Annotated in this window: 20 protein-coding genes and 1 pseudogene; 5 read left to right on the forward strand and 16 right to left on the reverse strand. The window is 63.4% G+C overall.

Annotated elements, in window-relative coordinates; genetic code table 11:
• Positions 1-23: 23 nt before the first annotated feature.
• The 3 genes from ACFOSU_RS13435 to hldE all read right to left on the reverse strand — a co-directional run bounded on the left by ACFOSU_RS13435 (position 24) and on the right by hldE (position 4,898).
• Positions 24-1,925: a CotH kinase family protein gene (locus tag ACFOSU_RS13435; protein ID WP_380690441.1), complete on the reverse strand. Its 1,902-nt coding sequence runs from the start codon at positions 1,923-1,925 to the stop codon at positions 24-26.
• A gap of 254 nt (positions 1,926-2,179) precedes the next feature.
• Positions 2,180-3,463: a lipid IV(A) 3-deoxy-D-manno-octulosonic acid transferase gene (gene waaA, locus ACFOSU_RS13440; protein ID WP_380690442.1), complete on the reverse strand. Its 1,284-nt coding sequence runs from the start codon at positions 3,461-3,463 to the stop codon at positions 2,180-2,182.
• Between the two features lies 1 nt (position 3,464).
• Positions 3,465-4,898, reverse strand: coding sequence for a bifunctional D-glycero-beta-D-manno-heptose-7-phosphate kinase/D-glycero-beta-D-manno-heptose 1-phosphate adenylyltransferase HldE (gene hldE, locus ACFOSU_RS13445; RefSeq protein ID WP_380690443.1), 1,434 nt, complete (start codon positions 4,896-4,898; stop codon positions 3,465-3,467).
• Between the two features lie 130 nt (positions 4,899-5,028).
• Here hldE and ACFOSU_RS13450 point away from each other — a divergent pair, with 130 nt between their 5' ends.
• Positions 5,029-5,985, forward strand: a complete 957-nt coding sequence (locus ACFOSU_RS13450; protein ID WP_380690444.1) for an LpxL/LpxP family acyltransferase — start codon at positions 5,029-5,031, stop codon at positions 5,983-5,985.
• 43 nt (positions 5,986-6,028) lie between these two features.
• Here the strand turns inward: ACFOSU_RS13450 and ACFOSU_RS13455 are convergent, their stop codons facing one another.
• The 7 genes from ACFOSU_RS13455 to ACFOSU_RS13485 form a co-directional block, all read right to left on the reverse strand.
• Positions 6,029-6,727, reverse strand: coding sequence for a 3-deoxy-D-manno-octulosonic acid kinase (locus ACFOSU_RS13455; protein ID WP_380690445.1), 699 nt, complete (start codon positions 6,725-6,727; stop codon positions 6,029-6,031).
• A gap of 64 nt (positions 6,728-6,791) precedes the next feature.
• Positions 6,792-7,715: a branched-chain amino acid transaminase gene (locus tag ACFOSU_RS13460; RefSeq protein WP_380690446.1), complete on the reverse strand. Its 924-nt coding sequence runs from the start codon at positions 7,713-7,715 to the stop codon at positions 6,792-6,794.
• A 133-nt stretch (positions 7,716-7,848) separates the two neighbouring features.
• Positions 7,849-8,805, reverse strand: coding sequence for an ADP-glyceromanno-heptose 6-epimerase (rfaD, locus tag ACFOSU_RS13465; RefSeq protein ID WP_380690447.1), 957 nt, complete (start codon positions 8,803-8,805; stop codon positions 7,849-7,851).
• Between the two features lie 16 nt (positions 8,806-8,821).
• Positions 8,822-9,889: a glycosyltransferase family 4 protein gene (locus ACFOSU_RS13470; protein WP_380690448.1), complete on the reverse strand. Its 1,068-nt coding sequence runs from the start codon at positions 9,887-9,889 to the stop codon at positions 8,822-8,824.
• Between the two features lie 93 nt (positions 9,890-9,982).
• Positions 9,983-12,757 carry a bifunctional [glutamate--ammonia ligase]-adenylyl-L-tyrosine phosphorylase/[glutamate--ammonia-ligase] adenylyltransferase gene (glnE, locus tag ACFOSU_RS13475; RefSeq protein ID WP_380690449.1) on the reverse strand — a complete coding sequence of 925 codons (2,775 nt, stop codon included), beginning with the start codon at positions 12,755-12,757 and terminating at the stop codon, positions 9,983-9,985.
• Between the two features lie 47 nt (positions 12,758-12,804).
• On the reverse strand, positions 12,805-14,061 hold the full coding sequence (locus ACFOSU_RS13480) for a glycosyltransferase (RefSeq protein WP_380690450.1): 1,257 nt from the start codon (positions 14,059-14,061) through the stop codon (positions 12,805-12,807).
• Positions 14,062-14,143: 82 nt separating this feature from the next.
• Positions 14,144-14,884 carry a sulfotransferase family 2 domain-containing protein gene (locus tag ACFOSU_RS13485; protein WP_380690451.1) on the reverse strand — a complete coding sequence of 247 codons (741 nt, stop codon included), beginning with the start codon at positions 14,882-14,884 and terminating at the stop codon, positions 14,144-14,146.
• A gap of 239 nt (positions 14,885-15,123) precedes the next feature.
• Here ACFOSU_RS13485 and ACFOSU_RS13490 point away from each other — a divergent pair, with 239 nt between their 5' ends.
• Positions 15,124-16,371 carry a glycosyltransferase gene (locus ACFOSU_RS13490; protein WP_380690452.1) on the forward strand — a complete coding sequence of 416 codons (1,248 nt, stop codon included), beginning with the start codon at positions 15,124-15,126 and terminating at the stop codon, positions 16,369-16,371.
• 47 nt (positions 16,372-16,418) lie between these two features.
• The gene (locus ACFOSU_RS13495; RefSeq protein WP_380690453.1) at positions 16,419-17,291 is read left to right on the forward strand and encodes a polysaccharide deacetylase family protein; all 873 of its coding nucleotides are present in this window, start codon (positions 16,419-16,421) and stop codon (positions 17,289-17,291) included.
• On the opposite strand, the gene ACFOSU_RS13500 is transcribed toward ACFOSU_RS13495, so the two are convergent.
• Both ACFOSU_RS13500 and ACFOSU_RS13505 read right to left on the reverse strand, forming a co-directional pair.
• Positions 17,288-18,337: a glycosyltransferase family 2 protein gene (locus ACFOSU_RS13500; protein ID WP_380690454.1), complete on the reverse strand. Its 1,050-nt coding sequence runs from the start codon at positions 18,335-18,337 to the stop codon at positions 17,288-17,290. The two genes, ACFOSU_RS13495 and ACFOSU_RS13500, sit on opposite strands and share 4 nt — an antisense overlap.
• Positions 18,334-19,566 carry a glycosyltransferase gene (locus ACFOSU_RS13505; protein WP_380690455.1) on the reverse strand — a complete coding sequence of 411 codons (1,233 nt, stop codon included), beginning with the start codon at positions 19,564-19,566 and terminating at the stop codon, positions 18,334-18,336. Before ACFOSU_RS13505 ends, ACFOSU_RS13500 begins: the two co-directional genes overlap by 4 nt.
• 145 nt (positions 19,567-19,711) lie before the next feature.
• On the opposite strand from ACFOSU_RS13505, the gene ACFOSU_RS13510 reads away from it, so the two are divergent.
• Positions 19,712-20,584: a glycosyltransferase family 2 protein gene (locus ACFOSU_RS13510; RefSeq protein ID WP_380690456.1), complete on the forward strand. Its 873-nt coding sequence runs from the start codon at positions 19,712-19,714 to the stop codon at positions 20,582-20,584.
• Positions 20,585-20,983: 399 nt separating this feature from the next.
• Complete coding sequence (locus ACFOSU_RS13515) at positions 20,984-21,835, forward strand: FkbM family methyltransferase (RefSeq protein ID WP_380690457.1); 852 nt, start codon at positions 20,984-20,986, stop codon at positions 21,833-21,835.
• A 27-nt stretch (positions 21,836-21,862) separates the two neighbouring features.
• Here the strand turns inward: ACFOSU_RS13515 and fcl are convergent, their stop codons facing one another.
• From fcl to groL, 4 genes and pseudogenes are all read right to left on the reverse strand, one after another.
• A complete protein-coding gene (gene fcl / locus ACFOSU_RS13520; protein ID WP_380690458.1) occupies positions 21,863-22,816 on the reverse strand; it encodes a GDP-L-fucose synthase in 954 nt (317 codons plus the stop codon).
• Positions 22,809-23,891, reverse strand: a pseudogene (gene gmd, locus ACFOSU_RS13525) (GDP-mannose 4,6-dehydratase). The gene fcl and the pseudogene gmd overlap by 8 nt, the downstream one beginning before the upstream one ends.
• A gap of 44 nt (positions 23,892-23,935) precedes the next feature.
• Entirely contained in the window at positions 23,936-24,859 is a 924-nt protein-coding gene (locus tag ACFOSU_RS13530) for an alpha-1,2-fucosyltransferase (protein WP_380690459.1), read from the reverse strand.
• A 109-nt stretch (positions 24,860-24,968) separates the two neighbouring features.
• Positions 24,969-26,618 (reverse strand): chaperonin GroEL, encoded by a 1,650-nt coding sequence (gene groL / locus ACFOSU_RS13535; RefSeq protein WP_380690460.1) that lies wholly within the window; start codon positions 26,616-26,618, stop codon positions 24,969-24,971.
• Positions 26,619-26,663 lie beyond the last annotated feature (45 nt).

The raw sequence follows: 26,663 nt of genomic DNA on the forward strand, positions 1-26,663 counted from the left end.
GCTCCTTTTTCAGCGCGCGGCCGTTACTCCTGCCCCGGGGCGAGGCTGACCGTGCTGCCGTCCCAATCGAAGGCCAGAATCCCGTCGGCAACCGAGCCGTCCGGCGCTCGATAGCGGTCGAATGCGATCTGGCAGTAGCCTTTGTTGTCGCGCGCGACGACCTGCATGTAGTAGCGCCCCGGGTCGAGTTGGCGGTCGACCGTCAATGTGGTGCCAGTCAGATCGTTTTCCGACTGCACCACGCCGGCGCCCGAAAGAATATTGACCGGATCCGCCGCGAGGGTGACACCGTCGCGGGTCACGCTCGCAGTCTGCTGGGTGCAGCGACTGCTTTCTTCACTCGTGGCCGTTGCTGTGGACACACGCACGTCGTAAACCAGCGCGTCGCCCTGGATATCGTAGGAGGCGTCCCATCCGAGCCGGACGTTGCCGTCCACCACCTCCACTTCGAGGTACATCGGCATGGGGCGCTCGAGATTGGCCTTGTATTGGGCCCTCGCCTCGGCAATGGTGCCGCCGAGCCGATCGATTTCGCGCGCACGCTGTTGCTCGGCGCTCAGCGTACTGTCTGGTGCCAGCGGAAGGTTATCGAAATCCGGCGCCGACGCTTCGATCGTGGCGATATCCTGCATCGGATAGCGGTTGATCAGACGCTCGACCGCGTCGGCGTTGACGGTACTGGCATGGAGCTGGTCTAGCCTGGCGGTGAGCGCGGGCACTCCGCCACTCTGAATATAACGCCGGATCAGACGCACGCCCCACCAGTTGCTCAGACCATGCTGCCAGCGCGGCACGCTAGCGCCTGCTTCGCTGGGCTGGCCGACGAAATCGAGTGCGCCATCATAGTCCCACGGCGTGAAGTAGAAGTTGTCGATCTGCGCGGGACGATACAGATAGAAATTCTGGCTGTTGGTGTCGCTGTTCGACAGCAGGATATTCACGGCCAGCCAGGTCCGGAAATTATCCGGGTGGAAATAGCGCTCGAACGCGGGCACGAAGGCACTGTTTTCGTCGGTGATCGCGGCCAGCATGTCGAGCAGGACAGTCGTGTCCTCGTTATCGCCCTTGGATTCCAGAACTGTTTCGAATTCGTCGGAATCGACATCCGCCATAAGCTCGGGCGTAAATTGCGGCGGCAGGAACTCGAACTGCTCGGCCTTGAAGATATTGGCGTCTTCTTCCATGCCATGGTTCTCGGCCCAGTCGTCGTTCATGTACTCGACGTTGGTGAAAAGGCCGAAGTCCTGCGGGCCGGCGTTGTCCGGATCCGCCGGGTTGGTCACATACAGATGCACGAACTGGGTACGCAGGCTGGTGAAATCGCCCACCGAACGGAACAGATCGAAGGCGACCTTGTTACGGACACGGCTCAGATCGTAGGGATGCTTGTTGAGTTGCAGGCGCTCCATGCCGAACCAGCGCGGCGCATCGTTATCGAATTCGATCTTGTACGACTTCTGCCGGGACTGGCGGGTCGAGGCACCGCGCACCTCCATCTCGGCGGCTCGGGCCTCGTCATCGCCGATGGTGACCTGTACCTGCAGTTCGGGATCGAAGGCATCGCTGCCGTCTTCGTCGGTATCGAGATCGCTCAGCGTGCAACCACTGTAATCGTCGTCACCGGAGCCATCGTCGGCGGTACAGGCGTCGCCTTCCGGCGGCAGGATATTCACATAGACATTGATGATGCTGTCGTCAGGCGGTGTGTCGTATACCGACTCGCTTTCGACGATATCGCCATTTGCATCCAGGCCCGCCACCTCGACCGGCTCGCCGGGTGTGTCGCGGCCTCCGACCGTGCCAACGCCGGCCGACCCGCCGCCGTCGTCGGATCCGCCGCCGCCGCCACCACAACCGGCCAACCCCAGCAGGGCTACGAGAAAGACACATACGGCCAGGCGCGGCGAACGGACAAATAGCGGCATGGATCCCCCAAGGATGCACTGGATTATTTTCGTTATTCTCCCCGGCTATCACAATTACCATAGATGACCCGCGCGTGAAACAGACCACGCTGACATGAGCTTGCCTGACAGCGGTCTCGCGCCGGCGGGTCGGCCCCACCTCATCGATGGCCTGGATACGGGATATCCCGCAGCGGGACTGAGTCCCAAACAATCGGCTGCCCGATACGCCTTTTCGATCGGGCCGGCGGGGGCGGCGCGAACGGAGGCAAGGACTAGTCTTCGATCAGCGGCGCGATCAGGTCCAGCGATCGCTGGAGCGCGCCGCGATGGGTGGCAGCGACCTCGGCCGCCGCCTCACCCGCACGCGCCAGCAAGTCGGGCTCGTCGAGCCAGTTCGAGACCCGGCGCGCCAGCGCGGGCGCGTTGTCGCAGACCGCCGCGCCGCCGGCTGCCTCGAGCGCATCGATTACGTCGCGCCATTCCTCGACGTGCGGCCCGACGCACAGGGGCCGCCCCAGCGCTGCGGCTTCGATCACGTTGTGGCCGCCGATACCCGGCAGCAGACTGCCGCCGACGAACACGACATCCGCGGCGGCATAGAACATCGGCACCTCGCCGAGCGTATCGGCGAGCACGATATCCGTGGTTTCGTCCACTGTTTCCGAACGACTGCGGCGCGCGACCCGATAGCCGCTCCCCGCAAGCACATTGGCCACGGCATCGAATCGCTGCGGATGACGCGGAGCGATGACCATCAGTGCATGGCCGTGCGTCTGCAGCAGGGTGTCGAAGGCCTCGATCAGCAGGCGTTCCTCGCCGGCATGCGTGCTCGCAGCCACCCATACCGGCCGCGAGCGCGCCTGCCAGTGCGCTCGCAGTTCGGCGCCGCGGCTGCGCGTGATATCCATATCCGGTACGTCGTACTTGAGGTTGCCGGTGACATGCACGCTCCCCGCAGCCGCACCGAGGCGGGAAAAACGTTGCGCATGGCTGTCGGTGGCGGCGGCGATCACGGCAATCCGCGACAGCATGAAACGCATCGCGGGCGCGAGCATGACCCCGCTGTAGCGTGCCGCCGAGCGGGTCGACAGGCTGGCGTTGACCAGCGCCAGCGGCACCTTAGAGCGGCGCGCTGCCGCGATGAGATTGGGCCAGAGCTCGGTCTCGGCGATCACGCCGACCCGCGGGCGTACGCGCTCGAAGAACCGCCGGGTCGCACCAAGCGTGTCCAGCGGCACATAGCACACCGACATGCCCGCGGCGTCGAAGCGCTCGCTCGCCTGCACGCGGCCGGTCGGCGTCATCGTGGTGATCAGCAGCGGGCAGTTCGGATAGCGCGCATGCAGCGCGTTGACCAGCGGGGCGATCAGAACCACCTCGCCGACCGAGGCCGCATGCACCCAGATCGGCGCGCCATCCTGGCGCCGAATCAGCCCCAGCCGTTCGTGCCACAGGCGCGCGTAACCGGGCTCGCGGCGGGCGCGCCAGCCGAAGAAGATGAATACAACGGGTAGCAGCAGCCAGGTTGCCACACAATATGCGCCGCGCCAGATCATGTCATTCGCGGCCGCTGTTCATGCGCTTGATTATCGCACTGGTGGAAAAACCATCGACGAAATCCAGCACCCGCACCTCGCCCCCGGCCGCGCGTACACAGTCGCCGCCGGCAATCTCGTCGGGCCTGTAGTCGCCGCCCTTCACCAGAATATCGGGACACAGCCGGCAGATCAGTCGCTCCGGCGTGTCTTCGGAGAACGGCACCACCCAGTCGACGGCGCCCAGCCCGCGCAGCACCTGCATGCGATGGTCAAGATCATTGAGCGGTCGCGATGCGCCCTTGAGACGACGCACCGAGTCGTCGTCGTTGACCGCCACGATCAGCCAGTCGCCCAGTGCCCGCGCGGCTTCGAGATAGGCGATATGGCCCGGGTGCAGCAGATCGAAGCAGCCGTTGGTCATCACCACGCGCTCGCCGTGGGCGCGCACGTCATTCATCAGCGTAATCAGCGTGTCTTCGTCGACCACGCCATGGCGCTCGCTGTGACCGGTGCGCGCGGCGCGTTCCAACTCCGCCGGGGACACCGTGGCGGTGCCCAGCTTGGCGACCACGATGCTGGCGGCCAGATTGGCAATGGCCGCAGCGTCGCCCATGCCGCGCCCGGCCGCCAGCGCCGCGGCCAGCAACGCGATCACGGTGTCGCCGGCGCCGGTCACGTCGAAGACTTCCTGTGCCTGCGCCGGCAGGTGCAGATGCCCCGCCGGCGAGAACAGGCTCATGCCTTTTTCGCTGCGCGTGACCAGCAGATGCTCGACGTCGAGCCGTGCGCGCAGTTCATCGGCATGCGTCTGAAGCGCGCCCTCCTCGACCACGCCGCCGGCCACGCTCTCGAACTCGTGCAGATTCGGCGTGATCAGCGTGGCGTGCGCGTAACGCTGCCAGTCCTGACCCTTGGGGTCGACCAGCACCGGCACGCCCGCGTCGCGCGCCGCGGCGATGATGCGCTCGACCTGAATCAGCGTGCCCTTGCCGTAGTCCGAGCAGATCACGACATCGGTGTGGGCCAGTGCCTGCACATAGCGGCTGTACAGCGCCTCGCGATCGAAGGCACCGTCCGCGGCGAAGGACTGTTCGAAATCCAGCCGGATGAGCTGCTGGTTGCGGCTCATCACGCGCAGCTTGGCGATCGTCGGGTGGCTCGCACTTTCGATGAGGTCGGCCTCGACGCCGGCTGCGGCGAGCATCGCGCGCGCGGCCTGCGCCGGTTCATCGCGGCCGACCACACCCAGCAATCGTGCCTGCACGCCGACGCGCGCCAGGTTAAGTGCCACATTGGCCGCGCCGCCCAGGCGCCGCTCTTCGTCGGCAATACGAACCACCGGCACCGGTGCCTCCGGTGATATGCGCGCGGTATCGCCATACCAGTAGCGATCCAGCATCACGTCGCCCACGACCAGCACGCGGGCAGCATCAAAAGAGGGAATAGAGAGCATTCGCGGCTTTCGCAAGGCGTGCAATTGCCGCATCATACAAACCCTGTTGCGTGCTGTGTAGCACCGGCGGCTCCTGGTTTGAAAAATCGCTTGCCTATGTACTCGACCCGGTCGACGCCCGAGCCTCTGCGTGCCTGATCCCGCTTCAACTCGAGAGTCCACCAGATCGCTGTATGCGCCGCGATTCTGGCCGAGCTGGCTGTTGATGGGGCTGGCATGGCTGTTGAGCCAATTGCCCTACCGCCTGCAGATGGCGCTCGGCCGCGGACTCGGCAATATCGCCTATTACGCTATCCCGGAACGCCGCCGCGTCGCGCGCATCAATCTTCGGATGGCGTATCCCGATCTCGATGACGCGGCGCGCGAGCGACTGCTGCGCGCGCATTTTCGCTCGGTGGGCATGGGCGCGCTCGAAACCGGCATTTGCTGGTGGGGCACGACCGCCAAGATCGAGCGCCTGGCGCATATCGAGGGGTACGAGCATCTCGAACAGGCCGCCATGCGCGGCCGCGGCATCATCCTGTTGTCGGCGCATTTCACGTCGCTGGAACTGGGCGTACGCATGGCCAAGCGTCCGCTGCTGGAACTCGGCTACGAGACCACAGCGATGTACAAGCCCCCGCACGATCCGGTCGTGGATCACGTCATGCGCAGTCGCCGCGAGGCGCATATCGGCGGCGCCAGCATTGCCGACGACGACGTCAAGGGCCTGCTGGCCGCGCTCAAGCGTCGCGACGCGGTCTGGTATGCGGGTGATCAGAAAGGCGGCAGACGCATGAGCGCGGTGGTCGATTTCTTCGGCCACCCGGCGCGCACGCACACCGCCATCAGTCGGATGACGAAGATCAGCCAGGCCAGCGTGGTGCCGTTTTTCACCCTGCGCCGCGCCGACGGTCGTGGCTATCGGCTGGTGATCAAGCCGCCGTTGACGGATTTCCCCAGCGGCGACGATGCCGCCGACGCCGCGCGCATCAACAGCCTGATCGAATCCGTGGTCGCCGAGGACCCGGCCCAGTATTTCTGGCTGCACCAGCGCTTCAAGCGCAAGGGCCACAATCCCTACAAGCGAACTCGAACCGCCGGTTGACGCCTCACTGCGGCGTCAGTGAGCGCGCGCTCCGAAACGGAGTTCAGTGGCCCGAGGCGAACACTTCGGCATAGCCGCCTCGCAGCGCGGCCCAGTCGGCCTCAGCGAAATTGAAGGTCGGCGTGAGCGCATCGAACTTGTCGAGCGAACGCCGCAGACGCGCCAGATTGGGCTCGCGCCAGGCCCCCGGCGCAACGCGCTTTGCCTTGTCGAAATCGATGAGATGGAAATTCAGGTCCGAATCCACCAGCACATTGCGCGCGTTCAGATCGGCATGACGTATGCCCGCGCGGTGAAAACGCGCCACGGCGCCACCGAGCGCCTGCCAGGCCGTGGCCGGCAGCGCCTTCTCCATGAGCACATCGGCCAGCGGCCGGGCCCCTGCGATACGTTCGGTGACCACATCCGAGCGATAGACGGGGCCGCGCCGTGCCGCGAGTGCCGCGATCGGCACCGGCACCGGCAGCCCGTCGGCATGCATTCGTGCGAGCAAGCGCAGTTCGGCCAGGGCGCGGGCACGACTCGCGCCGGTCCAGATGAACCGATCGTGGTTGAGATGCGCCAGCACCCCGCCGCGACGGTTGTGGCGCAGCACCCAGGGCGTGCCGTCCAGCCCGTCGAGAAAATAAGCAGCGCCACGGCCTTCGGCTTCGCCGACCAGCCGCTTCTGATCGCGCCACCAGCGCGGATCGAACAGTTGCACGCCCGGCGCCTCGGCGATCCGCGCCGGGTTCCAGGCCACGTGAACACCGGCGCGCGCATCTTCGTGCAGGCCCGCCCGGCCTTGCCCTCCGCTGCCGGCCGGATCAGACGTAGGTCAGCCACTCCGCGTGATCATCACGCTTGCCGGAAACCTGATCGAAATAGCGTGCCTGCAGTGCTTCGGTAATCGGCCCGCGGGTGCCTTCGCCAATGATGCGATCGTCGAGCTCGCGCATCGGCGTGACCTCGGCGGCGGTGCCGGTCAGAAACGCTTCATCGGCGATATAGACTTCATCGCGCGTGATCGTCTTCTCGTGGCATTCGATGCCCATTTCCCGCGCGTAGGTCATGATCGTGCGGCGGGTGATGCCATCCAGCGCGCTGGTCAGGTCGGGCGTGTAGAGCACGCCGTCGCGCACGATGAACAGGTTCTCGCCGCTGCCTTCGGATACGAAACCGTTGGCATCGAGCATGAGCGCTTCGTCATAGCCGGCCTTGTTGGCTTCGGTGACCGCCATCATCGAATTGAAGTACGGGCCGTTCGCCTTGGCCTTGGTCATCGCCGAGTTCACGTGATGACGCGTATAGGAAGACGTCTTGACGCGAATACCGCGGGTCATGTTCTCCTCGCCGAGATACGCACCCCAGGTCCAGGCCGCCACCATCAGATGCGCGGTGAGATTTTCCGCGTGCAGGCCCATGCCTTCCGAGCCGTAGAACAGCATCGGGCGGATATACGCCGAAGCCAGGTTGTTCTTTGCCACGGTCTGCGCCTGCGCGGCGTTGATCTCGTCTTCGGAGAACGGCATCGGCATGCCCATGATCTTGGCCGAGCGACACAGGCGCTTGGTATGATCGGCCAGCCGGAAAATAGCCGTCCCCTGGGCGGTCTCGTAGGCGCGTACACCCTCGAACACGCCCATGCCGTAATGCAGGGTATGCGTGAGCAAGTGCACCTTGGCATCTCTCCAGTCGACGAATTCTCCGTCGATCCAGATAAGGCCATCGCGATCCGCCATCGAAGTCATGGACTGTCTCCTGTCCGCTTGGGTCATCCGTCAGGCCGTCGTCGGCCCCGGCAAAGGCCGCTATTTGACCATACGCCGGAGTGTGCGTGCCAGCGTTTATTTGTATTTTGCAACTTATTCCAGCGGCCGCGGATCAGCCGGCCGCGGGCGTGGCGTGCATCCAGTCCAGATAACGCGTCACGCCTTCGGCTACCGAACAGAAGGCACGATCGTAGCCGGCCGCGCGCAAAGCCCCCATATCGGCCTCGGTATAGCTCTGATAACGGCCGACCAATGACTCGGGAAACGCGATATAGTGCTTGTCGCCGCGCCCGTGCCAGTCGATGACGGCATCAGCGACGTCGTTGAAGGTCTGGCTGCGCCCGGTGCCACAGTTGAATATGCCCGACACGCGCGGATTGTCGAGCAGCCACAGATTGACTGCCGCGCAATCGCCGACATAGATGAAATCGCGCCGCTGCTCGCCAGCGCCGTAGCCATCGCTGCCTTCGAACAGACGACATTCGCCGTCGCGTTCGATCTGGCCCGAGAAATGCCAGGCCACGCTGGCCATCTTGCCCTTGTGCTGCTCACGCGGGCCATAGACGTTGAAATAGCGCAGACCGGCGACCTGCGAGTTCACTGTCGGCGCCTGCGCTCTTACATACTGATCGAAGGCGAACTTGGAAAACGCATACATGTTGAGCGGGCGTTCGGCGGCGCGCGTCTCGACGAAATCCGGGCCCATGCCGTAGACCGAGGCCGACGAGGCATAGATGAACGGCACACCGCGCGCGACGCACCAGTCGTGCAGGCTCTTTGAATACCGGTAGTTGCGATCCATGACATAGCGCCCATCCCATTCGGTGGTGTCCGAACAGGCGCCCTGATGAAACACGGCGTCGATGGCGCCCAGATCGTCGCCCTTTTCCACCCGCGCCAGCAGGTCGTCGTATTCCAGATAGTCGGCGAAATCCAGGTCGGCAAGATTCAGGCATTTGCGCCCGTCCGACATATCGTCCACGAGGAGAATATCGGTTCGCCCGCGTGCGTTGAGTGCCGCGACGATGTTGCTGCCGATGAAGCCGGCCGCGCCGGTGACGATGATCACAGTGCTGTTCCCCGCTTTACAAGTCTTGGCCGAGCCGTAGGCCGAGCGTGGCATACAGACGCCGATACCGCTCGGCCATGGCCGCCGCAGTATACGCGAGCGATTTCTCGTAGGCGGCTGCAGCCAACCGCTGGGCGTAGGAATCGTTGGCCCGCAGCCGGCGCAGGGCATCGGCCAGCGAATCCGGCGAGCGCGCCGGCACCAGCAGGCCGTTGACCTCGTGCGCGACGAGCTCGGGAATACCATCGACGGCGCTGGCGACGATCGGCAGCCCCGCATGCATGGCATCCAGCAGCGCCGAGCCCAGCCCCTCGTGTACGGACGGAAACGCGAACATGTCGAAGGCGGCCAGATAATCGCCGACGTTGTCGACATGACCGGCGAAATGAATTGCGGGGCAGTTGCCCGCCGCCTCGCGCAGCATGGCCTCGTCGCGGCCGCCGCCCACCAGCACGAAACGCCAGCCGGCATCTTCGCCGTAGAGCATCTTCGCCGCGGCGATCAGATCCATCTGCCCTTTCTGGCCGTCGTCCAGAGCGCCGACATGGCCGACCACGCAGGCGCCACCGAACTCCGCCCGAAGCACGGCGGCCACCGGCGCGTCGACGGTGAAACCGCCAGAGGCGCTGGGGATACGGGTCATGTCCAGCCCCGGTAGATATATCTCCATCACCCGCTCGATGGCGCGCGAAAGCACGGCTATGGCGCGTGCGCGGCGATACATACGGCGCGTCAGCCAGCTGTTGCCAGGCCGGTTGTCGACGCGGCGGGTGATCAGATAATCGCAGCCGGCCAGCACATGCGCGGCATGGGCGAAATGCGCGCCCTTGCCGTCGTGGGCGTGCAGAAAATCACCGCGCACGGCGCGTGCGTGTAGCGCGAAGGGCTTGCCGATCGCAATACGCGTCAGCCCGCGCACGTCGGCGAGCCGGTCCATCAGCGGCTCGTTGCGTCGCACCACCACGCGCTGGCGGATCCCGTCGTTCGCCAACTCGCGAATGAGCAGTTCGGTCTGGCGCTCGCCGCCGCGAAAGCCGCGGGCCAGATTGATATGCGTCAGGCGTGTGGCGTGGTTCGACTTCATTGTCACCGCGGTGATGGCTCGGAGCGGCTATCCAGCCTTACCGATTGTGCAGGCATTGTGCCCGCCCGCTTGCGTGCATGGTAGCGGCCGAAATCAGCCGGCCCGCGCGGCCGCGACCCAGTCCGTCCACAGCGCTGCGACATCACGCCGCATATCCGGCCACCGGTCCGCATCGATCATGGCGCGTTGACGCTGCAATGAATCCGCATGAATCTGCTGACGATAGCTGCGATAGGCGTGGGTGAGTGTCTTCACCGCCTCGTAATCGGCGATGCCGGCGGACTCCAGCGTCTCCAGGATCCGGATCGCGTCCGAGAAGATCAGGATTTCCGGGCAATCGTGGCCGTAGCGCAGAGCCGAAAACTGGGCCATGAACTCGATGTCGATCAAGCCGCCGCTCATCTGTTTCACATCGAGACGCTCGGCCGTACTCTCGTCCTTCACGCCGCGCATCCGATCGCGCATGGTGCCCACTTCTTCGGCGAGCGTGGCCAGATCGCGTGGCTGAGCCAGCGTCTCGCGGCGGATTTCAGCGAAGCGTTCACCCAGCCCGGGATGCCCGGCCACATAGCGCGACCGTACCAGGGCCTGATGCTCCCAGGTCCAGGCTTTGTCCTGCTGATAGCGCGCGAACGCGTCGATATGGCTGACCATGAGGCCCGACTTGCCGCTGGGCCGCAGGCGCATGTCGATCTCGTAGGCCCGCCCGGCGGCGGTCTGGGTGGACAGGATATGGATCAGGCGCTGGGCGAGGCGGGTGAAGAACGCCTGATGGGTGAGTTCGCGCTTGCCGTCGGTCATCTTCTCGGTGGGGCCGTCGTAGACGAACACCAGGTCCAGATCCGAGGTGTAGCCCAGCTCCAGCCCCCCGAGCTTGCCGTAGCCGATGATCGCGAAGGCGATACGTTCGCCGTCGTCGTCGCGCGGCGTGCCGTAGCGACGGATCATCTGTTGCCAAGCCATCTCCAGCGCGGCATCGAGCACGACCTCGGCCAGCTCGGTGAGATTATCGGAGACGATCATGAGTGGCATGGAACGGCTCACGTCGGCCGCCGCTATGCGCAGCGTCGCGCTCTGGGCAAAACGCCGCAGCGCGTCCATCTGGTGTTCGAGGTCGTCGGCATCGATCGCGGCCAGATCCTCATCCAGACTCGCCGCCAGCTCCGCGCGCCGCGGCGGCTTGTAGAGCTGGCGCGGGTCGAGCAGGCTATCCAGCAACGCCGGCTGCTCACGGATACGGCTGGTGATCCATTCACTGGCCGCGCACAGGCGCATGAGCGTCGACAGGGCCGCCGGATGCTCGACCAGCAACGCCATGTAGGTGCTGCGACCGACGATGGCGGACAGCACCGACAAGGTGCGCGTTATCGCGCGGTCCGGATTGCGATTGCGCGCCGCGGCCCCGAACAACAGCGGAACCAGGCGCGCAATCCAGCGCCGGCCCCGGTCTTCGAGCGCCCGATACAGCCCCTGCTCCTGCAGACCACCCAGCGCCTCGCGCACCTCTTCGACCGCTCCGATGCCATAGTCGGCCAACAATGCTGCCGCCGTGTCGTCATCAAGACTGCCTTCCCACAGCGCCAGCAGGCGCTCGGTTTCGGGGTCGGTCTGCGCATCATCCGCCTGTGGCGAGACAAACACCTGCTCGAAGGCGTCATGCACCCCGTAGCGCGTCGCACGCATGGCTTCGGCGAACGCATCCCAGCTATCGTAATCCATGGCCCGTGCCAGCGCGGCACGGGCGGCCTCGGCTTCGGGCAGGTCGTGGGTCTGCCGATCATCGGCCATCTGCAGGCGATTCTCTGCCCGCCGCAGGAACCGATAAGAGGCTTCCAGCTCGCGCGCCGTATATTCCGGCAGGTGGCCGGCCTCGGCCAGGCGCGCCAGCGTGGGCAGCAGGCGGCTGTCCTGCAAGGCCGGCTCCTGCCCGCCACGGATCAGCTGAAACGCCTGCACCACGAATTCGATCTCGCGAATACCTCCCAGGCCCAGCTTGATGTTGTCGTGCAGTTCCGCCTGCGCCACCTGACGATCGATCAGCGCCTTCATCTCGCGGATCGACTCGAAGGTGCCGTAGTCCAGATAGCGGCGGTAGACGAAGGGTCGCAGCGCGTCGATGAGCGTCTCGCCGCCCTCGATATCTCCGGCCACCGGACGCGCCTTCACCCAGGCGTAGCGCTCCCATTCGCGCCCATGCGACTGGTAGTAGCTTTCCATCGCCGCGATGCTCGCCACCAGCGCGCCGGCGTCGCCAAAGGGGCGCAGGCGCGTGTCCACGCGATAGACGAAGCCGTCGCGCGTGGTCTCGCTCAGGCACTGAACCAGTTTCTGCGCCACCCGGCGCAGGTAGCCGTCGGCATCCAGCGAGCGCTCGCCATCGGATTCGCCGGCCACGCCGTAGGCAAAGATCAGGTCGATATCGGAGGAGAAATTGAGTTCACCGCCGCCCAACTTGCCCATGCCGATCACCACCAGCCGAATCGGGTTTCCATGGGCGTCGTGGAGACGACCGTAGCGTTCGCCAACTGCCCGCTCGGCGTGAACGAGAGCTACTTCGATGCACTCATCGGCGAGCCTGGAAAGCGCTGCCAGCGTATCTTCGAGCGCATCCACCCCGGCCAGATCGCGCCAGGCGATCACCGCCATGCTCTCGTCGCGGTAACGACGCAGCGCAGCATCGAAGGTGCGGCTGTCGGTTTCCGGGTCGGGCGGCGCCGCGACCGCGTCGCCACCCTCTTCCAGACGCCCCTGCCCGGCCAGCGTGGCAAGCTGTTGCGGATGCGCGTTGATCCAGTCGTCGAGAAATCCGCTCAGCCCGATGACGGCATCCCGGGTCTGGGCGATGTGGGCGGGCAGATCAGTGGACATGAATTCTCCTCTTGCGGCCAAGCGCCAGGCTCGCAATGTGCGCTGAATTACAGGGTACGGCCTGCGGCGACCCGATCAATGAGCGCACTATAGCTATCGGCACTGCGATCGATGGAAAAATCCTGGGCGCGATGACGCAGTCCGGCCGGCTCCGGCGGCGCATCCAGCGTTGTCGTAATCGCCCGCGCCAGCGATGCCGGATCGCCCATGGCCACCAGCGGGCCGTGGCGTCCGTCGGCCAGAATCTCGCGCGGGCCGCTCGGACAATCGGTCGCCACCACCGGGCAACCGCAGGCCATGGCTTCGATGAGGACATTGCCCAGCCCTTCCCAGACCGACGACAACACGAACACCGACGCCCGGCTCATATAGGCATAGGGATTATCGACCCAGCCGCAGAGTTCGACGTCGGCGGCCACGCCCAGCGCCTCGGCCTGATGCTGCAAAGCCTCGCGCAGACTGCCTTCGCCAAGAATCATCAGCCGTACCGCCCGGCATTCACGAACCTGTGCGAACGCCGCGATGAGCGTGGCGAAATCCTTCTGCGCCTCGAGGCGGCCGGTAGCGACCACGACGGGCGGGCTGTCTGCGACAAACCAGGGATGACCCAACGGCGCACCGGCCAGCGACGACAGTTCGGGAAAGACCACCGGGTTGTAGATCGTCGTGATACCCCCACGGGCAAGGCCGACGGTTTCAGCCAGATCGTCGCCAACGCCGTCGGACACCGTCACCACAGCATCTGCGCGCGAATATATCCGACCAATCAGCGGCGCCAGATGCCGCCAGCGTGTCGCCTCGCCGCGGCGCGCGCACCCCTCCGCGATCCGAAGCGACAACGTGTTGTGCTCAGTGACCACCAGGCGCGTGTCACTGCCGGCCAGATTGCGCGCCCACAGGGCCAGGAGGTTGCTATAGAACATTGCCGAGATGAGCACGGTCGGGCGCCGGATTCGCAGATAATCGGCCAGCCCGCCCAGATAGCGCAGTGACATGATGGGTACCCGCGCGGTCAGTACCGGCCGCAGCACCACGTCGAGATCCGCCGGTCGCGCGCGCAGCACGTCCAGACGCGCACGCCATTTGCTATAGCGGGCGAGCTCGATAACGTTCACAGTTGCGGGGATACGCTCGGCATAGGCACCGCGACGACGGTTGAGCAACAGATCGACGCTGTAGCCGCGCTCGGCCAGTGCCGCGGCCAGACGCAGCATCGACAGCTCCGCGCCGCCGCCGGCGAGCGTGGGCACGTAGATCGCCACATGTCTTGCCGCCGCGTCCAGCCGATCGGGTGTACCCGTCATCACGGAATTCAAACTGATCGCACTCCACACACCCGAAGTGGCAGCTCGCTGCCGACCACCCGGCCGCACTGCGTTGTCGGGGTCAAAACGCGTAGCCGAAGCGACGAATATCCTCGGCGTAAACCGCGGCGACGATATCTCGCGTCGTCGGCGAGTAATAGTCGGCGTAGTGCCGGTGGCCGCTCTGGTTATGCTTTGCGAGCGTGACATCAATGTCGATACGTTCGGCGATATGGGCGAAGTCCCGATCGAGGGTCTCGAATCGACCGACGAAATCGAGCTCGACCGGGTAGCGACCGCTGTCGACGAAGTAGCTCTGCGGATAGAAGTGTTCGCCCTGCCATATGTTGTGCGGATTGACCCAGCGCCGAACGAAGTCCTCGAAATCCGCGAAATCGGCCAGGTGTCTCGACGCCCAGTCGCGATCCGCAGCGTCCATGCCGCCCTTCTTCAAGAAAAAGTATGCCGAGACCAGCCGATCCCAGGGGTTGCGCACGATCGTGAACTTGAAGTATGCCAGCAGCAGACGCGGCTCGAACACCCGACAATAGTGGGTCAGCGGCTTGTGCCCGCCGGCCAGATTGCCGAACAGGGCTCGACTCAGCGACACACCCGCACACTTGGGAATATGAATGAACAGCGCGCGTCTTTCATCGAACGGATGATAGGAATAATCACTGTTCACAGCGGGCCGGCGTCGTTTCTGCAACCGTTTGTGGGTCTTGGGCTGGGACAGGCGAAACTGCCACCAGAGCACTTCGAGGTGAATACGCTTGCCGATCGAGTAACGGCTAGGATTCGGCGTGGCCGGGCGGTTGTCCATGGAATGTGTCTGATTAGCTGACATGGGTCTGTGGACGACGATACAACCATGGGTCATGGGCGGCGCGTTCCATGCGTGATCCCGGCGGCTATAATACTGCGTAGCAATAGGCTGACCGTGAAAACCATCCCGCGATCCAGCGCATGTACGCACGGCGTCGGCGTAAAGCATACGCGCAGGGCCGAGGGCCCGAAACGATAATCACACGCACACCCTGCACCCAACCGCACGGAAATCGCTTGCTGAAGACTACTCATCCGCCCGTCGTCGCCCTCTATCACGAGCATTTGCGCGGCGGCGGCGCAACCCAGGTCGTACTGCATCTCATCGACGGCCTTCGAGCGGCCGGCTATGCAGTCGAGCTGATTGTCAACGACGGCGCCGGCGATTATGCGACACGTGTACCGGCAGATGTACGCGTGGTGATCTTGTCTCGCTCCAGTCAGACGCTGACAAGAGCGTACATGCTGCGCGCGGCGGGCACTGATACCGATCTGTTGCGGCGCTCGGTATTCGTATCGCGCCGGCAACTCGACAAACTATGCTACCTACCCGGTCTCACACGCTATCTGAAAAAGCGCCGCCCGAGCCTGCTGATCTCCAACCTCTGGCAGCTTGCGATCACCGCCTTGTCGGCACGCGCCATCGCCGCCCCCGACACGCGCGTGGTCTGCGTCTTCCATAGCGCCTATTTCCAAAAGTGCGCCCAAAGCCATGCGAACGCCAAACGGCCGCGCAAATGGCAGCGCTTCTTCGCCTACTGCCAGCGCGTGTATGCACGCGCCGATGCGCTGGTCACCGTTTCCCGCGGGATTGCAAACGATCTGACCACCACCCTCGACCTGCCGGCAGCGCTGGTACGCACCATCTACAACCCCGTGGTCGCCACTGACACGCTGGAGGCAGCGCCCGCCCGGCCGGCACATCGATGGTTCGAACACCATGAGTGCCCAGTCGTGATCGCAGTGGGCCGGCTCAGCCCCGAGAAGAACTACGACGCACTGCTGCAGGCTTTCGCCGCGAGTCGCGAGCGACGCAAAACACGGCTGTTGATTCTCGGAGAAGGCCACGGGCGCGCCGAACTCGAGCGACGTGTCGCCGCACTCAATCTGAACGGCGCGGTTGATCTGCTGGGCTGGGTCGAAGAGCCAGCCGCCTTTATCTGGCATGCCGACCTGTTCGTCCTGACGTCTCGCTGGGAAGGTCTGTCCAACGGTCTGATTGAAGCCCTTGCCGGGGGCTGTCCGATTGTCGCCTACGATTGTCCGCACGGCCCACGCGAGATTCTCGACGGTGGTCGCTACGGCACGCTGGTGCCGCTCGACAATATCGCAGCGCTGGCCTCGGCGATCGACCAGGCCCTGGATCAACCGCGGGACGCCGACCGCCTGCGTCGACGCGCGCGCGACTTTTCGATCGAGGCCGGCGTGTCGTCCTATGTAGCACTGGTCGATACACTACTCGGCACTGCGGCACCACGCCACTGATTCCCCGACGGCGTCGCGAACCGATTTTCCCGGCCTGGACTCCGAACATGGCTTTCACCAAGAAACTAGCCAAGAAAATCACGCCGTCCGGTGGCTTTTTCGGCCACGGCGTCGCCGACCCGATGTCGGCGCCGGCCGTCAGTCCCGACCGCATCACCCATGTTCATCCCCGCGATCTGGACGACTTCCTCGCCCGTGATGACAGCAATGCGCCGATAACCTTCGACGACGGCTATGCCGACAACCTCACCACAGCCCTGCCGATCCTGGAGAAACACGATCGCAGCGCCACGGTCTTCGTGACCACCGGATTCGTCTGTCGCAGTCACCCGCTGCTGGCCCGACTGGCCGCCCATGTCGCCCGGCACGACGACTGGACCCGGCCTTCGGTCGCAGCCTGGACCCGGGGCATCACAGACGCGGCGCAGACCTACGAACGATTACGCGAGGCCCTCAAGCGCCTGGGCGCGGAAGCCCTGCACGAGCGCCAGCAGGCCATTATGGCCGACTACGATCTCCAGCCGGCCGATCTGACCTCCGACTATCTCAGCCTCGAACAACTGCAAACGCTCGACGCCCATCCGCTGATCCATATCGGCGCCCATACCCATAGTCATCCGGATCTGCGTTTCTGTTCGGCAGCCGAGTTGACAGTGGAACTGGTCGACGCCCGGCGCCAGCTCGAAGCCTGGCTGGGCCACCCGGTCACGACCCTGGCCTACCCGTTCGGCGATACCGACACGCGCGTGCGGCAGGCGGCGGCCAAGGCAGGATACCAGCAGGCCTTTGTGACCGAAGCCCCCAACTGGCGGACCTATGTACCGGCCTACGGACGACTGGATCTACCGCGCATCGATCTGAGCGGCGAAGTCCGTCGCATGCGTCGGCGCGAGCGCAAACGTGTTGCTGCCGGGAATTAGGGCACGTTGCCGTGGCGACGCTCGGCCCACCACGCACCCGGCAACGCACGCGCCAGCGGCAGCCCGACACAGCGCAGCCATACCGACGGCCCCACCCGTTTGGCCGCCTTGCGGCAGACGTTGATCCACATCTGTGCGGCCAGTCGCGTGAAGGCGGGCTCCGGATAGCAACGTCGTTCAGCGTTGGCGGCGACCAGGCGCGTGAGCCAGTCGGCCGCCCAGTCGACATAGGCACAATCGAGATAGGCGCCGGTCTGTGCCTCGAACATGCGACGGCCGGTATAGAGCAGATGATGAAAGAGCACGTCCCGCGCATCAAAGCACATCCCCAGCGCGTCAAGCTGGCGCGCCTGGATCTGCTGGCGCCGGGCATGACTTTCGGCCACCCGGGCGGTCGAGGCCTGTGCGTCGTGACTGCGATATTCGATCAGGCGCGCCGGTAGTACGGCCATGCCGTGTGCCGGGCGCATGCGATCCCAGAGATCATAGTCCTCGGCGACCGAATACTCTGGGTCGTAGGCGTAGCCCGCCATCGCCGCGCGCCTCGCCATCACCGTCGGGTTATGAATGACGCCGCGGTAGAGTAGATAACAGGCCACCATGTCCGGCGATAGGCGGCGATGATTCTTCTTGGCTGGCAAGCGATTGCCGTGGGCGTCGATGGTGTGCCACCAGCTGCCCAGCACATCCACTTGAGGATGCGCATCAAGGAAAGCCACTTGTTGGGCCAATCGATCCGGCAGGCAGCGGTCGTCGGCATCCAGCAGCGCGAGAAATTCACCGCGCGCCTCGGCCAGCCCCTGGTTGCGTACCGCAGGGCGCCCGCCGTTGGTATCACGTTCGATCAGGCGCAGACGCTCATCGCCGATTTGTCGGCAGATTGCGACCGTGTCGTCCACCGAGCAGTCGTCGATCACCAGCAGCTCGAAATCCCGGTACGCCTGCGCCAGGACACTCTCGATCGCTTCGCCGATATAGGCTGACGCGTTGTAGGCCGGGATACAGACCGTCACCCGCGGAACAGATGTCGCGCCGTCGACGGTCATCGGCACACCCGACGGATCAGTTGCTGATAGGCATCGGCCGCCCGATCGACGCTGAACCACGCGCCACGCTCGATGAGCTGCTCGGTGGCCGGCTGATGCGCAAGCGTTGCACCGATCGCCGCGGCCAACCCGTCGGTATCGCCCACCGGAACCAGCGTACCGAAACGGCCATCGGCCAGAATTTCGCGTGGGCCGCTCGGACAATCGAAAGCCACCACCGGGCAGCCGCATGCCAGCGCCTCGATCGGCGCGACCGGCAGACCCTCGAACATCGAAGAGAGCACGAACACCCCGGCGCGCGCCATGCAGGCATAGGGGTTGTCGACCCAGCCCGGCATGGCCACATCCGCGCAAACGCCCAGGGCCGCGGCTCGGTCGGCCAGTTCGTCGCGCTGTGGGCCCTCCCCCAGGATCAGCAGGCGAGCCGCAACCCCGTCGGCACGCAATGTCGCAAAGGCCTCGATCAACCAGATGAACCCCTTCTCCTCGACCAGCCGGCCAACCGCGAGTATCACCGGCGGCCCATCGTCGCGCAGCCAGTCGTGCCCGGGCGACTCAGCGGCTCGATGCGCAAGCTCGGCCCCGACCACGGGGTTGTAGATCGTCGTGATCAGCCGCCGATCTATTCCGGCGACCGCAGCCAGATCATCGGCGACACCGTCGGATACCCCGACCACGGCATCCGCCTGCGGATACAGTCGGTGCATGAGCACGCGTCGATACGACAACACCGCATGGGTCCGCGGATCGTCACGGAACACATCGAGCCAGCGCGAAAACGTGCTGTGTTCGATGACGACGACCTTCGTATTCACAGCAGCGATCCGCGCCGCCCACAGGGCCAGAAACGGAATCCGGCCATGGGCAGCAAACACAACGCAGGGACGCTGGCGCTCGATATAGTCCGCGAGACACAGAAGCCGGCGCAGTGGGATATAGCAATCCTTGCGACCGAACAGACGCATGAGCTGGGCGAAGCCTTCTCGCGGCCAACGGCCGATCAGGCGCGCATAGGGCGGTACCTTCGGCCCTTTTTCGAGCACAACCAGCGTGACGCCATCCGGTACGCGATCCAGGTATCCCCCGCGGCGATGCTCAAGCACGATATCCACCGCGTAACCGCGATCCGCGAGCGCTTGTGCGAGCAGCAGCGTCACGCGCTCCATGCCACCCGAGGCCAGCGCCGGCAAATAGAACGCCAGCCGAGACTTTGAATCGGGAATCGCCACGCTATCGGGCCTGCGGATGGTCGTCGTCTCCGTCTGAAGCACAATCGCCGAACGGCGCGGACCCTCATCATACCGACCAATCGCCGCACCCAAAAGTGTCGCCGGTCTCGGCGAAGACTTCATACGCCGTTATACTCGGGCACTTATGGAATCAAATCGCACCATCTCTGCAGCACAGCGCTCGCCGGTCAATATCTGTGTGCTTTGCGCCGTATGGAACGCCGAAGAGTGGATAGGCCGCTCACTGGATTCGATTGCGGCACAGCGCTACCCGCATTTTCGATGTGCGGTGATTGATGACGCGTCGACCGACGCGACATGGGCTATCGCTCAGGAGCGCATAGCGCGCAACGATCGATTCATAGGTTGGCAGAACGACACGCGTCTGGACAGCACGACCGAGAATCACATCGCCGCCGTCGAAGCAATTTCGAAAGACCCCTGGGACGTGATGGTGGTCGTCGACGGCGACGACTGGCTCGCCCACCCGGGGGTATTCGACGAGATCGCGGCCGTATATGCCGACCCCGATGTCTGGCTAACCTATGGAAGCTTCCAATTGTGGCGAAACAAACTGCTGGAGCGATGGGGCGTGCGCGCCGAGCGTGGCTGGATCCGAGCCTATCCCGACTTCGTCGCCGAACACAACCTGTTTCGTTACTACCATTTCGAGGCGTCCCATCTGCGAACCTGGCGACGCTTTCTTTGGGATCGGATCGACTCCGCACATCTGAAAGGCCCCGATGACCGGTACGTCAACACCGCAGGGGATGTAGCGACCATGATCCCGATGCTCGAGATGGCGGGGCCAGCGCATATTCGTTATATCGACTCACTGCTCTATATTTACAACCACAAGAATCCGCTCAGCATGGGACGCACACGCCGCAGCGAACAGGATCTTGTTGATCTACAGGTGCGCGCACTGCCCCGGTATAGGCCACTGCAGCAAGGTGAGATCGAGGCACAGACCGACGCCACAGCGGCCACCCCGGCGCGGCTATATCGCGGTCTCTGAACCATATACCTATTCTCGGATTTCGCAGCCTATTCGGCGCAGTCTTAGGCGCGGCGCACATGTTTTCAAAGCCGACGCTGCCCGCGCTTGCCGGCTGCGCGTAGCGAGACTCATGAGCCAAACGGCACTCCGCTTACGCAATGCATCTACTATCGGCATCCGCGGCGAGATCGCGGACGGCTAAGACGTATGCGATCGATGTCACGTCCACCGATTCGCTCAATAACGCCAAACACCACGTTTCGTGAAAGAATTAGACTTCACAGGCCTCGTTTTCAGAAGAATCCCGCTAAAACACGTTTTTATGAGCCAAAGCAGCCTGGTCGGCAATATACAGATATCGCAAAGCGATTGTCGCTACATCTAGCCGCTGGATTAGCGAATATAGAGAAATCCTGCATGAGGAAAATTAAAAGAATCTGGCGAAAAATGACCGGCCGTACCAGCCGAAAACAAGCCAAGACAGATGCCGCCCGAGCCACAGCAGCGGTTCCCGAAATGACGCCGATGGGATTCAAGCTAGCCGGCCACGACGCCATGGGCAGTGGCGACTTCGAACCAACGGAGACCCGGCTGGTCAAGCAAATACTGCCCAAGGTCGACGTATTCGTGAATGTCGGCGCCAATATTGGCTATTATTGCTGCCTCGCGCTCCAGGCGGAACGGCAGGTGATCGCCTTCGAGCCGATTGCAGAGAACGTCCAGCATCTGCTATCCAACGTGCGCGCTAACAACTGGGAAGCGTTAATCGAAGTGTACCCATTGGCGCTATCCGACCGAATCGGTGTCATCGATATCTACGGATGGGGCACTTGGGCTTCTGTGATTAAAGGCTGGGCGGGCACCGCCGAAAGACATGTAACGCAAGTGCCGACGAATCGCCTTGATAACGTATTGGCCGCACGCCTGGAAAACCGCCGCAGCCTTATTCTTGTAGACATTGAAGGCGCGGAATTTCTGATGCTGGCCGGTGCCCACCGAATTCTGGAGCAGACCTGCGCGCCGATTTGGTTGATCGAAATATCCATCGACGAACATCAGCCCAATGGTCTCCCAATCAATCCCAGGCTGCGTGAAACTTTTGATTTATTCTGGCGCAGCGGCTACCAGGCCTGGACCGCCACGGACGATCCAAGACCGGTCGAGCCAGCCGACGTAGATCACGTCGTCGCCAGTGGGACCAATCTACTCGGAACCCACAATTTTCTGTTCATTAAATCTCAACTGATGTCTGAACTGCTTGCGCACTAATCGAAATTATATCGATCGCAGGTCTGATCAAGAGCGTGAATATCTATCCAGGAACGCCGTGTAGGTTTGTAATATGCCGTCCTTGAGCGGCGTTCTGGCCTTCCATCCCAGTTGCTGCAAGCGCGAAACATCAAGCAGTTTTCGCGGCGTTCCATCCGGTTTGTCGGTATCCCGCCTTATATCACCCTGAAACCCGACCACTGCCGCGACCAGATGCGCCAGCTCAAGAATGGAAATATCCTCGCCCACACCGACGTTGAGCGCCATGTCGTCCGAGTACTCCTGCATCAGGAACACGCAGGCATCCGCCAGATCGTCCACATAGAGAAACTCTCGACGCGGCGTGCCGCTGCCCCAGATCGTTATATGATCCGCACCCGACTCTTTAGCCTCATGGCATTTTCGGATCAAGGCCGGCAGGACGTGTGAGCTCTGCAAGTCGAAATTGTCGCCCGGCCCATAAAGGTTGGTGGGCATGACGGAAATGGCGTCGAAGCCGTGCTGACGACGATACGCCTGGCAGAGTTTCAGGCCGGCGATCTTTGCGATCGCATACCACTGGTTGGTGGGTTCCAGCGCACCGGTCAACAGCGCCTCCTCGGTGATTGGCTGCTCCGCGTATTTTGGATAGATACAGGAGGAGCCGAGAAACAGGAGCTTCTTGGCACCGTGCCGATAGGCGGCCTCGATGACGTTGGTCTGGATGCGGAGGTTGTCCTGCAGGAAATCGACAGGCTGCCGGTCGTTGGCCATGATGCCGCCGACCCAGGCGGCCGCCAGGAACACATGGTCGATCGTTTCACTCCGGAAGAATGCGTCGACCGCTCGCGGATCGCGCAGGTCCAGCTGGTCCGAGCTGCGGGTGACGATATCCGCATGCCCAGCCTGGCGCAGGCGGCGTTCAATCGCACTGCCCACCAGCCCGCGATGACCGGCGACATACACAGGCCCAACCCGCCTATTCGCCTGGTCTTCATCCATGATGGAACCCGTCGGTCGCTTCGCTTCGCTTGGCATGCCGGGCGATCTCCAGATCGTGCTGCATCATCTCACTGACCAACGCCTCGAAGGAGACGGTGGGCTCCCAACCGAGCGCCGCGCGGGCTTTGCTTGCGTCGCCAAGCAGGGACTCCACTTCGGTCGGCCGGTAGTAGACCGGGTCAACGCGTACGATCACCTGGTCGCCGCCGTCGATCCGGCCCACTTCGTCGACGCCCTCGTCGGACCAGGCCAGCCGGATATCCAAAGTCGCGGCGGCCGCTTCGATGAAGTCACGCACGCTGTGCTGTTCGCCGGTCGCAATCACGTAGTCGTCGGGCTGATCCTGCTGCAGCATCCGCCACATGGCTTCGACGTAATCACGCGCATGGCCCCAGTCGCGGCGCGCTTCCAGGTTGCCGACATGCAGGCAGGACTGCAGCCCGACGTGGATATGTGCCAACGCACGCGTAATCTTGCGCGTCACGAACGTCTCGCCCCGCCGCGGTGATTCGTGATTGAACAGGATGCCGTTGCTGGCGTGCATGCCGTATGCCTCGCGATAATTCACGACCGCCCAGAAGCCATAAAGCTTGGCGGCCGCATAGGGCGAGCGCGGATAGAACGGCGTGGCCTCAGTCTGCGGCGTTTCCTGGACCTTGCCTTAGAGTTCCGAGGTCGAGGCCTGGTAGAAGCGTGTGTGCTGTTCCATGCGCAGGATTCTGAGCGCCTCGAGCAGGCGCAATGTGCCCAGCGCATCGGCGTTGGCCGTGTATTCCGGCGTTTCGAAAGACACCTGCACATGGCTCTGAGCGGCGAGATTGTAGAGCTCATCCGGCTGCACATCCTGAATGATACGAATCAGGTTGGTGGCATCGGTCATGTCACCGTAATGCAGGACGAACCTTGGATTGGACGCGTGCGGATCCTGATAGAGGTGATCGATCCGTGCAGTGTTGAACGACGACGCCCGGCGCTTTATGCCGTGAACGGTATAGCCCTTGGCCAACAGCAGTTCGCTGAGATAGGCGCCGTCCTGGCCGGTCACCCCGGTTATCAGTGCAATTTTGTTTGTCATTATCTCTACAGTGGGTCGACGGAGCGGTGCGGCACAAGCCGCGCTTATATCTCCGACCAGGATGCCGGCAGGATCGCCAGCTCGCGAGTCGCCACGCCGCCGAACCATTCCGTCGGGGCATAGACGATCTTGTCCGGATCCGGATTGAGCCAGGCGCCCCACCAGGAGAAAGACGAGTTGGCGATGACATGCGCCTCACAGCGACTCATGAGCGCCATGTCCTCGTAATTGCGATGTGTGCCCGCCTCATCCACGAGCACGCGATCATAATCGAGTTGGAGGTTGCGATCAGCCCAGTCGAGGTCGTCCGAGAAGATGAAGAACACCGGCCGACGCGATACGCGCCGGGCAATCTCACCGGCTGCGCGCCGATAATATTCGGGCGGACAGCAGGGAAATCTCGCTTGGCCCACGTAATCCCCCCGTCGCACATGCATCGATACGGCGACAGTGGACGGGTCGTCGATACGCTGAATCAGGCTCGGCGACGCGGGTAGCGGCAGCTGCAACCGTGCGCGCAGCGCATCGGCATGGCTGTCGAAATACCGCTCGCTCTGCCAATAGCCTTTCAGGTACAGCGGCGGTGCCGTAGTCAGCGCGCTCGGGGTGAATATCGATCCTGCATCCTCGACCCGTTTCGGCGATGTGCCGAGCTTATGCCGCAACCAGTCCTTGGCTGCGCGTTTTCTTTTCTTGAAAGACGAGCCGGCGGTCTTGGGCGGCAACGCATAATGTCGGGCATCGGCCGTTTCGCAGTGGATGCCCAGTTCATCCAGACAGAAACGCATGGGCCCGTCGCCGACCACCTGGCGCAGATCCAGACGTAGCGGTACCCGGTGTCGCGCGGCGATCGCGAATCCGGTCGCATACTGAAAAAGCTGGTTGCCCAGCCCACCACGAATCTCGACCGTAACGTAACCGATGGCAGTGCCCCTTTTGCGAATAATGCCATCGACGCCAGCCAGCATCGGATACGGCAACCCGTGATGTTACAAAACCGGGCGCCCCAAGTCTGCACAAAAAAAGCCCCGCACGAGGCGGGGCTTCTTCGTTCACGCGTAATGAGCGTGGGGGCTACTACATCATGCCGCCCATGCCGCCCATTCCACCCATGCCGCCCATATCCGGGGCGCCGCCCTTGTCGTCGTCCTCGGGGACGTCGGCAACAGCTGCCTCGGTGGTGAGCATCAGGCTGGCGATGGACGCCGCGTTCTGCAGCGCGGTACGGCTGACCTTGGTCGGGTCCAGGATGCCCATGGCAACCATGTCGCCGTATTCGCCGGACGCTGCGTTGTAGCCGTAGTTGCCCTTTTTGGAGAGCACTTCGTTGACAACGACAGACGGCTCGGCACCGCTGTTGAACACGATCTGACGCAACGGCTCTTCGACGGCACGACGCAGGATCCGGATACCGGCGTCCTGATCGGCGTTGTCGCCCTTGATCTTGGCGATCGCGTTGAGCGTACGCAGCAGGGCCACGCCGCCGCCAGGCACGATGCCTTCTTCGACGGCCGCACGGGTTGCGTGCAGGGCGTCTTCGACACGGGCCTTCTTCTCTTTCATCTCGACTTCGGTAGCGGCACCGACCTTGATCAGCGCCACGCCGCCGGCGAGCTTCGCCACACGTTCCTGCAGCTTCTCCTTGTCGTAGTCCGAGGAGCTTTCCTCGATCTGCGCGCGGATCTGCTTGATACGGCCTTCGATGTCCTTGTTGGAACCGGCGCCGTCGATGATGGTGGTGTTCTCCTTGGAGATCTGCACCTTCTTGGCTTCGCCAAGATCATCCAGCGTGGCCTTCTCGAGGCTCATGCCGAGATCTTCGGAGATCACGGTGCCGCCGGTGAGCACGGCCATGTCTTCCAGCATCGCCTTGCGACGATCACCGAAGCCCGGAGCCTTGGCCGCGGCGACCTTGACGATGCCACGCATGTTGTTGACCACCAGAGTCGCCAGGGCTTCGCCCTCGACGTCTTCGGAGATGATCATCAACGGACGGTTGGCCTTGGCGACATTCTCCAGCAGCGGCAGCATGTCGCGGATGTTGGAGATCTTCTTGTCGTGCAGAAGGATGTACGGGTTGTCCAGCTCGGCCTGCATCGTCTGCTGATCGGTGACGAAGTACGGCGAGAGGTAGCCGCGATCGAACTGCATGCCTTCGACGACGTCCAGTTCGTTGGAAAGCGTGGAGCCTTCCTCGACCGTGATCACGCCTTCCTTGCCGACCTTGTTCATGGCGTCGGCAATGATCTTGCCGATATCGGTGTCGGAGTTGGCGGAGATCGAGCCGACCTGGGCGATGGCTTTTTCGTCATCGCAGGGCTTGGACAGGTTCGCCAGCTCTTTGACGGCGGCGTCCACGGCCTTGTCGATACCGCGCTTGAGATCCATCGGGTTCATGCCCGCGGACACGGCCTTCACGCCTTCACGAACGATGGCCTGGGCCAGAACCGTGGCGGTGGTGGTGCCGTCGCCGGCGATGTCGGAGGTCTTGGAAGCGACTTCCTTGACCATCTGGACGCCCATGTTCTCGAACTTGTCGTCCAGTTCGATTTCCTTGGCAACCGAGACACCGTCCTTGGTGATCGTCGGCGCGCCGAAGCTCTTGTCGATGACCACGTTGCGGCCCTTCGGACCCAGCGTGACCTTTACAGCATTCGCGAGCGTGTTGACGCCGCGGACCAGACGCGAGCGCGCGTCTTCGCCAAAACGTACTTCTTTAGCAGCCATTTCTAGCTTCCCCTAATAATCGTATTCGATAAAGGTTGATGTGGA

This window comes from Salinisphaera aquimarina (genome assembly GCF_042643355.1).
GTDB lineage: Bacteria > Pseudomonadota > Gammaproteobacteria > Nevskiales > Salinisphaeraceae > Salinisphaera > Salinisphaera aquimarina.

Coding starts and splice junctions, on each gene's coding strand:
- ACFOSU_RS13435 (WP_380690441.1), bottom strand. CDS start 1,925: ATGCCGCTATTTGTCCGTTCGCCGCGCCTGGCCGTATGTGTCTTTCTC.
- waaA (WP_380690442.1), bottom strand. CDS start 3,463: ATGATCTGGCGCGGCGCATATTGTGTGGCAACCTGGCTGCTGCTACCC.
- hldE (WP_380690443.1), bottom strand. CDS start 4,898: ATGCTCTCTATTCCCTCTTTTGATGCTGCCCGCGTGCTGGTCGTGGGC.
- ACFOSU_RS13460 (WP_380690446.1), bottom strand. CDS start 7,715: ATGACTTCGATGGCGGATCGCGATGGCCTTATCTGGATCGACGGAGAA.
- ACFOSU_RS13470 (WP_380690448.1), bottom strand. CDS start 9,889: ATGAAGTCGAACCACGCCACACGCCTGACGCATATCAATCTGGCCCGC.
- glnE (WP_380690449.1), bottom strand. CDS start 12,757: ATGTCCACTGATCTGCCCGCCCACATCGCCCAGACCCGGGATGCCGTC.
- ACFOSU_RS13480 (WP_380690450.1), bottom strand. CDS start 14,061: ATGACGGGTACACCCGATCGGCTGGACGCGGCGGCAAGACATGTGGCG.
- ACFOSU_RS13485 (WP_380690451.1), bottom strand. CDS start 14,884: ATGGACAACCGCCCGGCCACGCCGAATCCTAGCCGTTACTCGATCGGC.
- ACFOSU_RS13495 (WP_380690453.1), top strand. CDS start 16,419: ATGGCTTTCACCAAGAAACTAGCCAAGAAAATCACGCCGTCCGGTGGC.
- ACFOSU_RS13500 (WP_380690454.1), bottom strand. CDS start 18,337: ATGACCGTCGACGGCGCGACATCTGTTCCGCGGGTGACGGTCTGTATC.
- ACFOSU_RS13510 (WP_380690456.1), top strand. CDS start 19,712: ATGGAATCAAATCGCACCATCTCTGCAGCACAGCGCTCGCCGGTCAAT.
- ACFOSU_RS13515 (WP_380690457.1), top strand. CDS start 20,984: ATGAGGAAAATTAAAAGAATCTGGCGAAAAATGACCGGCCGTACCAGC.
- fcl (WP_380690458.1), bottom strand. CDS start 22,816: ATGGATGAAGACCAGGCGAATAGGCGGGTTGGGCCTGTGTATGTCGCC.
- ACFOSU_RS13530 (WP_380690459.1), bottom strand. CDS start 24,859: ATGCTGGCTGGCGTCGATGGCATTATTCGCAAAAGGGGCACTGCCATC.
- groL (WP_380690460.1), bottom strand. CDS start 26,618: ATGGCTGCTAAAGAAGTACGTTTTGGCGAAGACGCGCGCTCGCGTCTG.